This is a genomic window from Fervidibacillus halotolerans, assembly GCF_026547205.1.
GTDB lineage: Bacteria > Bacillota > Bacilli > Bacillales > Caldibacillaceae > Fervidibacillus > Fervidibacillus halotolerans.
The window spans coordinates 13244-29004 of record NZ_CP106877.1; the positions used below are offsets into that span (position 1 = coordinate 13244).

At 38.4% G+C, this 15761-nt stretch carries 9 protein-coding genes and 2 riboswitches; of the genes, 8 read left to right on the forward strand and 1 reads right to left on the reverse strand.

All coding sequences use genetic code 11. The annotated features are described in order from the left end of the window. Positions 1-130 precede the first annotated feature (130 nt). Positions 131-2224 (reverse strand): DNA topoisomerase III, encoded by a 2094-nt coding sequence (locus OE105_RS00070; protein ID WP_275420721.1) that lies wholly within the window; start codon positions 2222-2224, stop codon positions 131-133. A 373-nt stretch (positions 2225-2597) separates the two neighbouring features. On the opposite strand from OE105_RS00070, the gene fumC reads away from it, so the two are divergent. From fumC to glcT, 8 genes are all read left to right on the forward strand, one after another. After that, positions 2598-3983 (forward strand): class II fumarate hydratase, encoded by a 1386-nt coding sequence (gene fumC / locus OE105_RS00075; RefSeq protein WP_275420722.1) that lies wholly within the window; start codon positions 2598-2600, stop codon positions 3981-3983. 406 nt (positions 3984-4389) lie between these two features. After that, entirely contained in the window at positions 4390-5913 is a 1524-nt protein-coding gene (locus OE105_RS00080; protein ID WP_275420723.1) for an esterase/lipase family protein, read from the forward strand. A gap of 234 nt (positions 5914-6147) precedes the next feature. Next, positions 6148-7107 carry an AAA family ATPase gene (locus OE105_RS00085; protein ID WP_275420724.1) on the forward strand — a complete coding sequence of 320 codons (960 nt, stop codon included), beginning with the start codon at positions 6148-6150 and terminating at the stop codon, positions 7105-7107. Positions 7108-7112: 5 nt separating this feature from the next. Further along, entirely contained in the window at positions 7113-8315 is a 1203-nt protein-coding gene (locus OE105_RS00090) for a DUF58 domain-containing protein (RefSeq protein WP_275420725.1), read from the forward strand. After that, positions 8315-10528 (forward strand): DUF4129 domain-containing transglutaminase family protein, encoded by a 2214-nt coding sequence (locus tag OE105_RS00095; protein ID WP_275420726.1) that lies wholly within the window; start codon positions 8315-8317, stop codon positions 10526-10528. The genes OE105_RS00090 and OE105_RS00095 overlap by 1 nt, the downstream gene beginning before the upstream one ends. A 58-nt stretch (positions 10529-10586) precedes the next feature. Then, positions 10587-10688, forward strand: a riboswitch (purine riboswitch). 197 nt (positions 10689-10885) lie between these two features. Next, on the forward strand, positions 10886-12430 hold the full coding sequence (gene guaA, locus OE105_RS00100) for a glutamine-hydrolyzing GMP synthase (protein ID WP_275420727.1): 1545 nt from the start codon (positions 10886-10888) through the stop codon (positions 12428-12430). Between the two features lie 319 nt (positions 12431-12749). Continuing rightward, positions 12750-12851, forward strand: a riboswitch (purine riboswitch). Between the two features lie 129 nt (positions 12852-12980). After that, positions 12981-14306, forward strand: coding sequence for an NCS2 family permease (locus OE105_RS00105; protein WP_275420728.1), 1326 nt, complete (start codon positions 12981-12983; stop codon positions 14304-14306). Positions 14307-14755: 449 nt separating this feature from the next. Further along, positions 14756-15598, forward strand: coding sequence for a glucose PTS transporter transcription antiterminator GlcT (gene glcT / locus OE105_RS00110; protein WP_275420729.1), 843 nt, complete (start codon positions 14756-14758; stop codon positions 15596-15598). Positions 15599-15761 lie beyond the last annotated feature (163 nt).

Sequence of the window (15761 nt, forward strand, 5' to 3'; positions counted from 1 at the left end):
ATGATTGGATGAAAGGAAAAAACGGGGCAATTTTAACCCCGTTTTTTTATAAATACTAGAAAAAATTTACTTATTCAGTTGAATGACTTTTGTCGAATGCGAATATGGGAGTCGCTATACGCTCTCCGCCCTATTGATCGTTTTGATCATCTAAAGCTGCTTTCAATAATTCGCCCAAATTTGTTCCGAAATCTTCCTTTTTTGCATATTTTTTAACAAGTTTTTTCTCTTCCCACTTCGATACCGTTTTTTTCTGTTTTTCTGCCTTCTCTACGATATTGCATGGTCGGCATTGGAAATACGTTCCGGCTGCTCCTTGATGAATTTCCATCCGCTTATGACATTGGGGACAACGGCGGTTAGACAGTTTCGGATCCTTTCGCTTTTTATAAGAACAAGAGAAGTTGGAACAGACGAGAATTTTTCCATCTTTTGTATTTCGCTCTTTTAGAAAAGAGCCACATTCCGGACACTTCGATCCAGTCAAATTGAACGCCCGGTATGTTTTCTCACTCGTTTTGATTTCCAATACGAGTTTTTCTGTTTGTTTACGGATTTTTTTCAAAAATACGTTTGGATCTGCCTTTCCACGGGCGATTCGTTCCAGTTCCTCTTCCCATTTCGCTGTCAATTTCGGTGATTTTAGTTCATCATTGACAAGATCGATGAGTTGTTTTCCTTTCGGGGTAGGATAAAGTCTTCCCTTTTGTCTTTCTACGACTTCCGTTTCCAGTAGCCGTTCGATAATATCCGCCCGCGTTGCTGGTGTTCCAAGCCCATATTTTTCCATATGACCGAGTAGATCCGCTTCCGTAAATCGCAACGGGGGTTCTGTTAATTTTTCCTTCACTTCTGGCATCTGAACGTGAAACGTCTGACCGATTTTTCCATGAAAGGTATTTTGTGTCTCGTAATTTTCAACCGATCCGGTAACCGATTTGAAACCTTGATCGATGATAAATCGATCCTTTGCGATAAACGTTTCACCCTGAATATCAAAGATGACATGGACGGTTTCATATTTGAATACGGGGTAAAAAAGGGTTAAAAAACGTCGAACGATTAAATCGTATATTTTCCGTTCATCCGAATCTAATGCATTTAGGTTTGCCCGTTCCTCTGTAGGAATGATCGCATGATGATCGGTTACCCGGGCGTTATTAAACACTTTCTTAGCCAATACATGGTCTTTTTTATTCAATAATGGCCGTACTTCTTCACTGTAAGCATCGACTAGTCCTTGAAGTCTTTCTAACATCGTCCCTTCCATATCCGTCGTTAAATAACGGGAATCCGTGCGGGGATAAGTAACCAACTTATGCCGTTCATAAAGATTTTGCAATATATTTAATGTCTTTTTCGCTGAGAATCCAAATCGTCTGTTGGCATCCCGTTGTAGTTCGTTTAAATCGTATGGAAGAGGTTGGTGTTCAACCTTCTGCTTCCGATCAATTGAACGGATGGTTGCTGGGCTCTTTTTAATTTTTTGGAAGATCATATCTGCCAATTCTTTGGAAAATAAGCGATTTTCCCCATTTTTTTCCCACTGGGCATCGAGGGAACCAATTTTTACGTGAATCGTCCAATACGGTTTCGGTACAAAGGATTGGATTTGTTTTTCCCGATCCATAATGAGAGAAAGGGTAGGTGTCTGAACTCTTCCAGCTGATAAGGGATCCTGATATTTCGTTGTTAGTGCCCGTGAAACATTAAGACCAATCAGCCAATCCGCCTCCGCTCGACAAACAGCCGATTGATATAAATTTTCAAATTGTTCTCCTGGTTTTAAATGTTTAAATCCGTCACGAATGGCTCGGTCGGTAACGGAGGAAATCCATAATCGTTTAATTGGTTTTCGCCATCGGATTTTTTCCAAAATCCACCGGGCAACGAGTTCCCCTTCTCTACCGGCATCGGTGGCGATAATGATCTCACCGATGTCTTTTCTTTTCGATAAGGATTCGATTCCTTTAAATTGGTGACTTGTTTGCCTAATTACTTTGAGTCCCATTTTTTTCGGGATAATTGGCAAGTCTTCTAACCGCCACGTTTTATATTTTGGATCGTAATGTTCGGGCATTTTCAGTTCCACGAGATGACCTAATGCCCATGTTACGATATATTTTTTCCCTTCAATAGAATGTTTCCGCACTTGGCGAAGATTTAACACGCGGGCAATTTCTCTTGCTACACTCGGTTTTTCCGCAAGAATTAATGATTTCATCCTTTTCTCCTTTCAAACATGTGATACGGACAATGCTCTTAAAAATTATCATATTGTATGCAAATCGAAATGAACTTTTGTAAAAATGATTGTTTTCGGACCGTCGTGATGAAGGGGATTAATCCTTCACTGTATATGAAAAAACAACTCTTTTAAACAGAGTGGATGATTCGGTCTGATAACAGTATAAAGGAAATGGAACGGGATTGTCACGGTCACCGAATAGATGTTATTTTTTGGGCAAAGTAATTTTCGATTTTAATTTAAAAAAGAATTGTTTCCAATAGTCAATATAATAGCATTGTTTTAATAAATAGACTAAAATAAAGGGGGGAATGAAAACGTTATTTTCATATTTCAAGGAGGGGTAATTGTGGAATACAGAATTGAACGGGACACCATGGGTGAAATGAAAGTTCCCGCCGATAAGTATTGGGGCGCACAAACACAACGTAGCTATCAAAATTTTGCCATCGGTACTGAAAAAATGCCATTGGAGGTTGTAAAAGCTTTCGCAATTTTAAAACGAAGCTGCGCCATTGTAAATAAAAAGCTTGGTAAATTGAGTGAACATAAAGCAGATACGATTGTACAAGTGGCTGATGAGATTTTAGAAGGGAAATATGACAGTCATTTTCCTTTGAAAGTTTGGCAAACGGGTAGTGGAACCCAATCGAATATGAATGTAAATGAAGTCATCGCTAATCGGGGAAACGAAATTTTGAAAGAAAAGGGAATCGATGAACGCATTCATCCGAACGATCATGTGAATATGGGGCAAAGTTCAAACGATACATTTCCAACTGCCATGCATATTGCCGCCGTTTCTTACGTAAAGAAAGAATTGCTTCCAGCTTTGGAACAATTTAAAGGAGTTCTCGATGAAAAGGCGAAAGAATATGCAGATATTGTAAAAATAGGGCGGACCCATCTTCAAGACGCAACACCGTTAACCCTTGGACAAGAAATTAGCGGTTGGGTACATATGCTTTCTCGTTCGGCAGAATTTATCGAGGAAAGTAGTAATAAGATGAAAGCGTTAGCCATTGGTGGTACTGCGGTCGGAACAGGAATTAATACCCATCCGGAATTCGGTCAAATGGTATCTGAAGAAATCCACCGCCATACAGGAATCGACTTTTATTCCTCACCAAATAAATTTCACGGATTGACAAGTCACGATGAAATCACCTATGCCCACGGAGCATTGAAGGCTTTAGCAGCCGATTTAATGAAGATCGCCAATGATGTTCGGTGGTTAGCTTCTGGTCCAAGATGTGGAATCGGTGAAATTACAATTCCGGCAAACGAACCGGGTTCATCGATCATGCCAGGGAAGGTGAACCCAACTCAAAGTGAAGCATTGACGATGGTTGCAGTACAAGTGATGGGTAATGATGCAGCAATCGGTTTTGCTGCCAGCCAAGGAAATTTCGAGTTGAACGTCTTTAAACCGGTGATTATTTATAATTTCCTACAAAGTGCACGACTTCTTACAGATGGAATGCGTTCCTTTAATAATAACTGTGCAATCGGAATTGAACCGAATCGGGATGTTATCGATCACTATTTGAAAGATTCTTTAATGTTAGTGACTGCATTGAATCCTCATATCGGTTATGAAAAAGCAGCAGAAATTGCAAAATTAGCCCATAAGGAAGGCACAACATTAAAAGAAGCTGCGTTGAAACTCGGTTACTTAACGGAAGATCAATTCGATCAAATTGTGAACCCGAAGGAAATGGTCCATCCGAAATAAAAAACAAAAGCATTGCAAGCTAGAACAAGGAGGTTTTTCCTTCTTGTTCTAGTTTTTTTATGCGATTTGAAGTTAAGAAAAGGTACTACTACGGTATTTTAAACAATCACCATTTTAATGGAATAGTAAACTACACGATACGATACCCGCTTATACGCCCCCCAGTGTTGGTTTCTATTCACCTTCGAAAGAATGTTTAAACGTTCAAGTGTCAAGGTGGAAGAAAATTACCACTATAAAAGGTATTTCAATTAATTGTAAAGGAATCTTCTCGCTAGAGGCGGTTGAGGCTCTTCTCCATTTTTCTCCTACTACAAAAAAGCCGCCATTTCACCTGTTTTTAAGAACAATTTCCCGCAATTGTCGCATATATTTTAAAGTATAAACAAGAAAGGGAGGGATGTTATTGCCCAAGATTTTTCGGATTTTTATTGTCGTTTCTCTTTTTCTTTTAACTCCTGTTCAAACCTTTGCTGGTTCCTTTGGCAAAGGAGAGCCGACGACAAATCCAGGAGAATGGTATGAAGGAGATCCCCCAGCAAATATCGATCCGAATAAGGCACCGATTTTGTTTGTCCATGGATTAAACAGTTCATCAGCCACTTGGACAGATGGCAACGATATGGACGAAATCGCATATCAAAACGGATATGAAACGGCTTATGTAAATTTATATGCCACGCGAAATATGTGGGATAACGGACAATTGCTAGCGGATGTCATTCAAGAAATATATGAACATTTTGGAAAAAAGCTTGTAATCGTTGCCCATAGTAAAGGAGGGGTTGATACCCAGTCGGCACTCGTGCATTATGGGGCCCACCCTTACGTTAAACGGGTCATCACTTTATCATCGCCTCATCAAGGATCGAAATTGGCCGATCTTGCGTACAGTTCTTGGGCTGGGTGGTTAGCTGATATTCTCGGTAGTAAAAACGGTGCAACGTATTCTTTACAGACTGGATATATGACCGGTTTTCGTCAACAAACGGATACCCATCCAAATGTCGATAAAGTTCCATTTTACACTTTAGCAGGAACAAAATGGGGATCCTTCGGCAGTGCCCTGTATTGGGGTGGACTTTATTTGCGTATTTATGGAGAAAATGACGGAGCAGTTACGGTGGCAAATTCAAGGCTCGCTTACGGTAATGAGCTGGCAGTAGGTAAATGGAATCATTCAACGATTAAAGAAGGAAGTACCATATTTCCCTATATCGCTCCTTATATGCAATTACAAGGGGTTGTCAATGTGAACAGACAAACAATGCTAGAGAAAGCTGCGGCGTTGAATGAAGAGGAGGAGGGAGCCAATTTGCAAACCTTTTACCGAGGAGGAAACTATAAGGGGAAAGTAGAGGAAACCTTTTTTGTGGAAGATGGGGTTAATCAAATAACGATCAACTGGTTAAGTGAAAAAAAGGATACGAATGTAATGCTCATGGATCCGAAGGGAAAAAGAATTACCGATTTTTCCAAGACGATGGATGATTCACCAATCTTTCAAGGGGCTTACGTATATCAACGAACGATTGATCATCCCATCCCAGGGAAATGGAAGATCATCGCTATGCAAAAGGAAGAACATTATTTAATGAATGTCATCTATGATAGTCCGTTAAACGAAGATTTAATCGTGGAAGCCTTCGGAGGAAAAGAATTAAAAATTACTGTATCTCCCAAATCCGGGGATATAAATAACGGTGAGATGACCGCAACGATTTCATTAGAATTTATGAACGTGAAAAATAAGCATGTGGAACGGGCGTTAATTAAAAAGGATTCGAAGACGAGTGCCGTCCGTGTTACTCCCTTTGGAGACGGGATTTATAACGTTACCATTGATGTGAAAGGTAAGACTGTAAAAGGTTTTCCGTTCAATCGGACGATCATTACTTCCGTATATGTCGGGAAAACGCCGGTAAAATAGAAGAGTGAAAAGAATATATCGCTAAAATTTTGTAACATTTAATTGGTTTTAACCATTTTCGAATATGAGAAAATGGCCATTTTTTTGTGTTCTTTTTGGACAGGAAGAAATATGAATATTTAAGCAGACTAGAAAAACATATAAATTGATTATACAATATAAAAAATAATGGTACAATTATATATAATTATTCATCTAATTTATGGTATTCATTGTATCTTAAGGAGGTATTCGATGAACGGGCAACAGATGCATCCGAATTTAAGAAAAGTAATTGAAAATATTGAACGAGTGATTGTTGGGAAAAGAAAGGAAGCTATTTTAAGTTTAACTGCCCTTTTAGCTGAAGGACACGTACTTATCGAAGATGTTCCCGGAGTTGGGAAAACGATGCTTGTTAAAACATTAGCAAAATCAGTGAATGCCACATTCAAGCGAATTCAATTTACCCCGGATTTGCTTCCTTCGGATGTTTTAGGGGTTTCGATTTATAATCAAAAGGAGATGGAGTTTGAATTTCGTCCAGGACCGATTATGGGAAATATTATTTTAGCTGATGAAATTAATCGAACATCACCTAAAACCCAATCGGCTCTTCTTGAAGGAATGGAAGAAGGCAATGTAACGGTTGACGGTTATACATACAATTTGCCAAAGCCGTTTTTCGTTATGGCAACGCAAAATCCAATTGAGTATGAAGGTACATATCCCCTTCCAGAAGCACAATTAGATCGATTTTTACTCAAAATGAAAATGGGTTATCCTACGATTGATGAAGAAATGGAAGTATTAACCCGTGCCCATGAAAATTCGACTGTCGAAAAAATAGAGCCTGTAATTACTGTTAATGAACTGATTGAGCTTCAGGAGGAGGCGAAAAAGGTATTCATCGACGAAACAGTCAGGGAGTATATTATTAACATCGCCACGCAAACACGAAACCACCACCAATTATATTTAGGGGTCAGTCCCCGGGGTTCGATCGCATTAATGAAAGCGGCGAAAGCATATGCCTTCCTTAACGGTAGAGATTTTGTATTACCGGATGACATACAATTTTTAGCACCATATATTTTATCCCATCGTATTTTGTTGCGCTCTGAGGCAAAATATGAGGGAGTGACAGAAGAAGAAATCATTTTTTCCATTTTGACCCACGTAAAAGTTCCAATTCAAAGGTTTGTGAAACGATGAAGGAAATGTCAAAACGAACGAAAAACTTTTTCCAGTTTTTTCTGTTACTCGTTTTTCTTTTCGCTAGCTTTTCTTATGCTATGTTTCAAGGTGGTTTCGTCAGCTGGTTCCTATTCGCTGCCTTCTGTCCAATTGCTTTGTACTCTTTACTAATACGATCTATTCCAATGAAAAATTGGTCCGTTCAGCGAACATTGACCCACCAAGAATATCAAGCAGGAGAGACGTTGGTGGTGGAACTTCAATTTCAACGACCGAATGCATTTCCTCTCTTGTTTCTAATCATTGAAGAAGAAATTTCCGAAAAATTTATCCTTCGTACCGGACAGTCGTTAAAATTCATGGCACACCCGTTATTTAAAAAGACGTTTACATTTCGGTATACGGTGGAAAGCTTACCACGAGGAGAATATGAATTTTCATCGGTAAAATTAAAAACAGGGGATTTATTTGGATTTATAACCCAGGAGACACGCTTCAAACAAGTGAACCGGTTTTTTGTATATCCATCTTATGTGGAAATGGTGTACGAGCCTTTGGAAAGTAAATTCGAAATGGGTAAAACAGCAACGAAGGATAAAGTACAAAGGGATACAACGATGGCCATCAGTGTTCGAGAATATCAACAAGGGGATCGCTTTTCTTGGATCCATTGGAAAGCATCTGCACGAAAAAATGACATATTAACTAAGGAATTCGAACAAAGGCAATCCCATGATATCCTCATCGTTATGGACTGCTCAGAAAGTATTGATTTCGAATTGCTCGTTACTTTTGCTGCATCCGCGGTACGTGCGATTATTAAAAAGGGTGCACAAGTTGGTTTTATTTCTCATGGAAAACAAAGGGATTATTTTCCAATTCGTGGTGGGGAGCCTCACTTGCGAAAATTATTTTATCATTTGGCTTCTGTTGAGGACAATCAGTCAATTCCCTTCAGTAGAGTCATTGAAATGGAAAAAATTTCACTCTTGAAAAATCAGCTCGTTCTTTTCATCACAACAAAGTGTACGAAAGAGGTTATCGATCAAATCGGATCCCTTTTATCGAGAAAAGTGAGTCCTGTTCTTTTTATCGTAAAATCCCAATCGAATAAATTGACCGCTGAGGAACAAAGTTTAGTAGATTTAGCAAGACAAAGGGGTATTTTAGCGAAGACGATTTACGAAGGGGAATTCGTTCGTAGTTTTGTAAGGGGGACGTGGTAATGGTTATCAGGAAAAAAAGTTTGGAAATATTCATTCTATATACCATTAGTTTCCTCCTCATTTGGGAATGGCTTAAACCGCTTAAAGAAATTGCAAATATTTCGAACGTAAACGTATTTATCTTCTTTTTGCTGCTTACTTTCAGCTATTACTTTTTCAATGTTCCGATATTTATCCGATTTATTGCCAATAGTATCTATATTTTGGCTGTCATTAATTTCCTTTATTTCCAAGGTTCTTTTTTAAGTGGAGAAGGAATCCGTTTATTCATCTATAGTCTTGTTACTAATATGAAATATATTTTTCAACGCGATTGGTTGGCAATTACCGATTCCTTTCAAACATTGTTATTCTTCATATTGCTTTGGTTACTCGTTTATTTATTAAACTATTGGATTACCGTAAAGATGCGAATGCTATATTTCCTTTTGTTTACTATTCTTTTTCTAGCTATCGTGGACACGTTTTTTCCATATAATGCAAAATATGCCATGATTCGTACATTTATTCTTGGATTTTTTGCATTAGGAATTTTAAATTATTACCGTTTGGTGGAAAAAAACCAATTAGTAATTTCGATGAATTTAAAGAAAAAATGGATGTTCATATTAGGAAGTGTACTCATATTTAGCACTACGCTTGGAATCGTCGTTCCAAAAGCGAATCCAATCTGGCCCGATCCGGTACCATTTATTCAGTCGTATGCTGATCATCATTTCAATACTGGAGGCGGAAATCGTATAAAAAAAGTTGGCTATGGTGAAGATGATTCCCGCCTTGGTGGACCGTTCATTCAGGACGACACTTCCGTCTTTATCGTCAATTCTCCTGAACCACAATATTGGCGAGTAGAGACGAAGGATTTGTATACAGGAAAAGGATGGGAAAAATCGGAGGAAGAAAATAGAGCTCTTACATCGTTTAACGATTCAATCGAAATGAATATCGCAAGAAATGAGTTTTTTAGTGAAGAAGAACAGTTGGCAAATGTGGAGTATGTCGATGAAGTAGACCATATTATTTATCCATATGGAATATATAAATTATATGTTTCGGTTACCGATTCCCAATTTTCAAATGGAACGTATGAAAAAGATGATTCTTATGATAAGCTTTATTGGACAGACGTTGTCCCTTATAAATATTACACATCTTATCATCCACCTTCCTATGAGATTAATCAGTTGCGAAATCTAAGCAAATATGATTTGAATGTTACTAACTCTTTTTACGATAGGTATACGCAACTGCCTGACTCACTTCCGGAACGGGTAAAAGAGTTGGCGATTCAGTTAACGGAAAAGGAAGATAATAGGTTTGATAAAGCGAAGGCTATTGAACGGTATTTGCAAAGCTATGAGTTCACATATGATACGGAAAATGTAGCGGTACCTGGAGAAGATGAGGATTATGTCGACCAATTTTTATTTGAAACGAAAACTGGATATTGCGACAATTTTTCCACATCGATGGTTGTCATGTTACGATCCATCGGCATTCCAGCAAGATGGGTAAAAGGCTATACACCAGGTGAGAAGATAGGGGAAATTGATGAAGAGTATGATCGGTATGTCATTAAAAATAGAAATGCCCATTCGTGGGTGGAAGCATACTTGCCGAATATCGGCTGGGTCCCCTTTGAACCGACGAAGGGATTTGAGAACCCGACGGATTTTTACTATGACATTTCTCAAACCGAAACAGAAATACCAGAAAACCAAACGGCTGAAGATCCGCAAGCACCAAATATGAACGAACAGGATTTGAATCAAGAAGTGGAAATGGAGAATGAAGGATCCCAAGATGAACAAAAGAAGGAAAGCATCTCTTTTAGTAAATTGCTTGATGAATATAAACATCACCTGATTGGTACGTTAATTGGTACTAGTATCATAATTGCATTAATGTACGTATTCCGAAGAAAATGGATTCCCTATTGGCTTATATTTAAATATCAGAAGGATTTGGACCATGCATCGTTCGCTCGCGCATACATGTCTTTATTAAAACAGCTGAAACGCTTTGGCTTTGCAAAAGAAGATGGAGAAACGTTAAGAAATTTTGCAAAAAGGGTGGATAAGTTTTTCAATGGTGATGATATGGTTCAATTGACACTTGCCTATGAACGGATATTATATCGTGGGGAAGAGAAATCAGAAGTTTGGAATGATTTGCGGGAGCCGTGGATAAGAATATTGAAAAGAACAAAATAATTGATATACTTCTTCTACTTGACCGGCAAGTCGATTCATTTTACAATAGGATAGTCAATTGGATATTGAATGATTCCTTCGTATATGCCCGATAATATGGTTCGGGTGTTTCTACCAAATCACCGTAAATGATTTGACTATGAAGGCAGTTTTTCTATTGTGTATAAAAGTGGAGAAATAGGGGACGGACGGAATGTCTTTGTTTTACCGCTTTTTGAGCTTTACATGTACGGTGTAAAAGCTTCAACTAGAATCCTGCCTTTACCATAAATGTGGCGGATTCTAGTTTTTTATTTATTAAAATCGGGTATTAATCGGCCAATCCGACACAAAATATTTTTAGGAGGAAATGGGTTCATGAAGATAACAAACAACCATGAACGGATTATCGTTTTGAATTTCGGGAGCCAGTACAACCAGCTGATTACAAGAAGGATACGGGAATTCGGTGTGTACAGCGAGCTTTATCCTCACACGCTCACAGCAGAAGAAATAAAAGAAATGAATGTAAAAGGCATTATTTTTTCCGGCGGACCAAATAGTGTTTATGATGAAGATGCCTTTCGATGTGACGAGGGAATTTTTGAGTTAGGTGTACCGATCCTTGGAATTTGTTACGGTATGCAACTTTTAGCATCTCATTTTTCAGGAAAGGTAGAGCCTGCATCCAATCGGGAATATGGAAAAGCGGAAATCAATGTTCAACGGGAAAGTAAATTGTTCCAACATCTTCCGGAAAAACAAACCGTGTGGATGAGTCACGGTGACTTAGTGACAGAAGTCCCTGATGGATTTACCATTGACGCAACAAGTCCGTCGTGTCCGATTGCGGCGATGAGCAATGAAGAAAAAGGAATATACGGTGTTCAATTCCATCCAGAGGTGCGCCATTCTGTTTACGGAAATGACTTATTGAAACAATTTGTCTTTGATGTGTGTGGATGTGAACCTAATTGGACGATGGATAATTTTATTGAAATGGAAATGGAAAAAATTCGACAAACCGTCAGCGATCAGAAGGTATTGTGTGCTTTAAGCGGTGGTGTCGACTCTTCTGTCGTAGCCGTTTTAATTCATAAAGCGATCGGAGACCAGTTAACATGTATTTTCGTTGATCACGGTCTACTTCGAAAAGGTGAAGCGGAAAGCGTTATGACAACGTTCCGTGAAAAATTCCATATGAATGTCATTAAAGTCGATGCGAAAGACCGATTTTTGAGCAAGTTAAAGGGTGTGACCGATCCGGAACAAAAACGAAAAATTATCGGTAACGAGTTTATTTACGTATTTGACGATGAAGCAAAAAAACTATCCGGGATTGAATTTTTAGCCCAAGGAACCCTTTATACGGATATTATCGAAAGCGGTACGCAGACGGCACAAACGATTAAATCTCACCATAATGTGGGTGGTCTTCCAAAAGATATGAAATTTAAATTAATCGAACCGTTAAAAACGTTATTCAAAGATGAAGTGCGGGAATTAGGAACTTCCCTAGGGATTCCAGAAGAAATCGTTTGGCGACAACCATTTCCAGGACCAGGATTGGGGATTCGTGTCCTCGGTGAAGTAACAGAGGAAAAATTGGAAATTGTTCGGGAATCGGATTTTATTTTGCGAGAAGAAATTAAAAAAGCCGGTTTGGATCGGGATATTTGGCAATATTTTACCGTCTTGCCGGATATTCGTAGCGTCGGTGTGATGGGGGATGCGCGGACGTACGATTACACGATCGCAATCCGAGCGGTCACATCCGTTGATGGAATGACATCGGATTGGGCAAGAATCCCGTGGGAAGTGTTAGAGACGATCTCAACCCGGATTGTAAATGAAGTGAAACAAGTAAATCGGGTTGTGTATGACATTACGAGTAAACCACCGGCAACGATTGAATGGGAGTAATCGGTTCATTTAAAGGGGAAATGAATCCACTTTTTTGAAAATCATTCGAAATTTAAGGATAAATTTACGATTTTCCTCTAACATACAACAGGAAGATGCCGTTTTTTAAACAAGGGATGGCAGGGGATGATTTTTCGATTTAAAGCATGGTTGAAAGAATGGTATTTCCATATGGATCGATGTATTGGATCTATTTTGTTTATTAATGTGTGATTTACGGAATTTAACGCGATAGATTAAAACACGAACATTTTATGATTTCCAAGATAAAATATTCGCTTTTTAGTTGACGCATCGATCCTCACCTGTTACAATGTACATGAAAACAACATAGCTTACTCGTATAATCTTGGGAATATGGCCCAAAAGTTTCTACCAAGCTACCGTAAATGGCTTGACTACGAGGTTATGTGTTGCATAAACAGGGTAAACTGTGACCTTTCCCTGGATATGTCCACGTGCCTTCCGTCAAGCTCCGGTAACTCGGGGCTTTTTCTTTTTTCATTTTGCAGTAAGTAAACGACAAAAATTGATGGAGAGGGAAGGAAAAATGAAAAAATATTTTCAATTTGAAGAATTGGGAACGAATTATCGCCGGGAATTTGTTGGAGGATTGACGACATTTTTGTCCATGGCGTACATTTTGGCTGTTAATCCTGCCATGTTGTCCCTTGCATCTGTTGCAGATTTTCCGAATGAATTGCGTATGGACCAAGGCGCAGTATTTACAGCCACTGCTTTGGCTGCTGCAATTGGGACCTTATTAATGGGCCTTTTGGCGAAATATCCGATCGCCCTTGCACCAGGTATGGGGTTAAATGCCTTTTTTGCATTCACAGTCGTTTTAGTTTGGGGAATTCCTTGGCAACACGCTTTAGCAGGAGTCTTTATTTCTGGTATTATTTTCATTCTATTATCTCTTACCGGTGTTCGGGAAAAAATTATCAATGCGATTCCAGAAGAATTAAAGTATGCAGTAAGTGCCGGGATCGGCTTATTTATTACTTTTGTTGGAGCACAAAACGCAGGCATTATCGTCGATGGAGCAACATTAGTTGAGTTAGGCGATTTAACGAGTGGAAATGTATTGCTAGCTATTTTTGGTATTTTTATTACGGTTATTTTAATGACGAGGGGCATACACGGTAGTATTTTTATCGGTATGGTTATTACGAGCATCGTTGGTATGATTTCCGGACTAATCAATTTGCCAAATGGAATCGTCGGAAAAGTTCCTAGCTTAGCGCCAACATTCGGTGCCGCTTTTGATGCTTTTTCTGATTCATCCTTTTATAGTTTAAATATGCTTGTTGTCGTATTAACCTTCCTATTTGTTGACTTTTTCGATACGGCGGGTACATTAGTAGGTGTAGCCAATCAAGCCGGATTATTAAAGGATAATAAGTTACCAAGGGCAGGAAAAGCGTTATTTGCTGATGCCGCATCAACGTCGGTCGGTGCGATTCTTGGAACGAGTACGACGACCTCTTACATCGAGTCGTCTGCAGGAGTTGCTGCGGGGGCAAGAACAGGATTTGCTTCCATCGTAACGGCCGGGTTATTTTTACTTTCGCTATTTTTCTTCCCACTATTAAGCATTGTTACTTCTGCCGTTACTGCACCTGCCCTAATCATCGTCGGTGCATTAATGGTTGCTTCGTTAGGTAAAATCGATTGGACAAAATTTGAAATCGCCTTACCTTCCTTTTTAACAATTTTGTTTATGCCGTTGACCTATAGCATCGCCACTGGTATTGCGATTGGATTTATTTTCTATCCAATTACAATGGCTGTAAAGGGACGTTTTAAAGAAATCAATCCAGTTATGTGGGGATTGTTTCTCGTCTTTCTCCTTTATTTCATTTTCTTAAAATAGGTTCATTTCATTCCATTACAGGGAGACTTTTATACCGAGAGTCTCCCTTATTTATTGCATCGTAAGAAACGAAGTTAGGAAGACAAAAATCGTATTTAAATAAACAGCGTTTTTACTAGTTGTGAAATCATACGTAGGTTATAAAAAGATCTGTATGATCAATTGCCCGTTATAGCAATAAAAATTACTGGAAGAAACATGGGACTGAAATAGATGAATTAAACCATTCCATAGTTCTATTTACAGCAGTTCACAAAATGTATAAAATGTAATTGACTACAACACGGAAGAGAGTTTTTCATCCGTTTAAATTACAAAAAGATCAGTTGTGTTTTTTTTCATAAAATATAGATTTTTATTTTCGGAAAATCTTTACGGTTGCATTTTATTATTAGGCACCGTATAGTAGTCCTGTAAAACAGTATGCTATAGGAATGGTGGATCAGTAGATGGGACAATATTATATTGTCAAAAAAGTATTAAACAATAATGTGTTAATTGCTGAGCATAACGAATATGCCGAGGTCGTTTTAATTGGGAAAGGAATTGGCTTCGGAAGAAAAAAAGGGGAACGATTGGACCCATCTCTCGTTGAGAAAGTATTTATTTTAAAGGATAAGGATAAACAGGAGCAATATAAAAAATTACTACCAAAACTTGATGATGATATTTTTGATGCGATTGTGGATGCCTTTGAATTCATTCGCGCGAGAACCCATTCCCTTTTAAATGAACATATTCATGTTGCGTTGACGGATCATATTTTTTTCTCCGTGCAAAGGTATATGAAAGGTTTAATGATAAAATACCCGTTTTTAACCGAAACGAAAGCGCTTTATCCAAAGGAATACGAAATTGCCAGTGAAGTGGTGGATATCGTTAATCGAGCAGCAAACATTCATTTACCAGAAGATGAAAAGGGATTTATCACGCTACACATTCATAGTGCACTAGGTCACAAAAAATTATCGGATATCAATAAACATTCCCGGTTGATTGGCCAGTTAATTGAAATTATCGAGGCGGAATTAGGAATAAAAATTGATAAAGAAAGTCTCGATTATTTAAGACTCGTTCGACATTTACGGTTTACTTTGGAGCGATTAAATCACAATGATCATATTGGGAATTCTTCGAAAATGAGTTTCATCTTGAAAGAGGAGTATCCGATATGCTATAATTTGGCTTGGAAATTGATAAAAATTATACAAAACACGATGAAAAAACCGATTGGGGATGCTGAAGCTGTTTTTTTGACCATTCATTTGCAGCGAATCGCCAATAAAGGTTGATTTCAAAATTTAATAGTTGAAAAACCATCAACGTGTTACTGATACGATCAGGCATGAGTGATGATTGGTTTGTGCAAAATAGGGTAATCAAAACTACCCCTTTTTCACAATCCTTTCATTGCTCATGCCTTTTTTCATCCCTTTTTCGGTGGACATCATGTTT

Bases quoted from the DNA above. Each gene is read 5' to 3' on its own strand.
- OE105_RS00070 (WP_275420721.1), bottom strand. From the start codon at position 2,224: ATGAAATCATTAATTCTTGCGGAAAAACCGAGTGTAGCAAGAGAAATT.
- OE105_RS00085 (WP_275420724.1), top strand. From the start codon at position 6,148: ATGAACGGGCAACAGATGCATCCGAATTTAAGAAAAGTAATTGAAAAT.
- OE105_RS00090 (WP_275420725.1), top strand. From the start codon at position 7,113: ATGTCAAAACGAACGAAAAACTTTTTCCAGTTTTTTCTGTTACTCGTT.
- OE105_RS00095 (WP_275420726.1), top strand. From the start codon at position 8,315: ATGGTTATCAGGAAAAAAAGTTTGGAAATATTCATTCTATATACCATT.
- guaA (WP_275420727.1), top strand. From the start codon at position 10,886: ATGAAGATAACAAACAACCATGAACGGATTATCGTTTTGAATTTCGGG.
- OE105_RS00105 (WP_275420728.1), top strand. From the start codon at position 12,981: ATGAAAAAATATTTTCAATTTGAAGAATTGGGAACGAATTATCGCCGG.
- glcT (WP_275420729.1), top strand. From the start codon at position 14,756: ATGGGACAATATTATATTGTCAAAAAAGTATTAAACAATAATGTGTTA.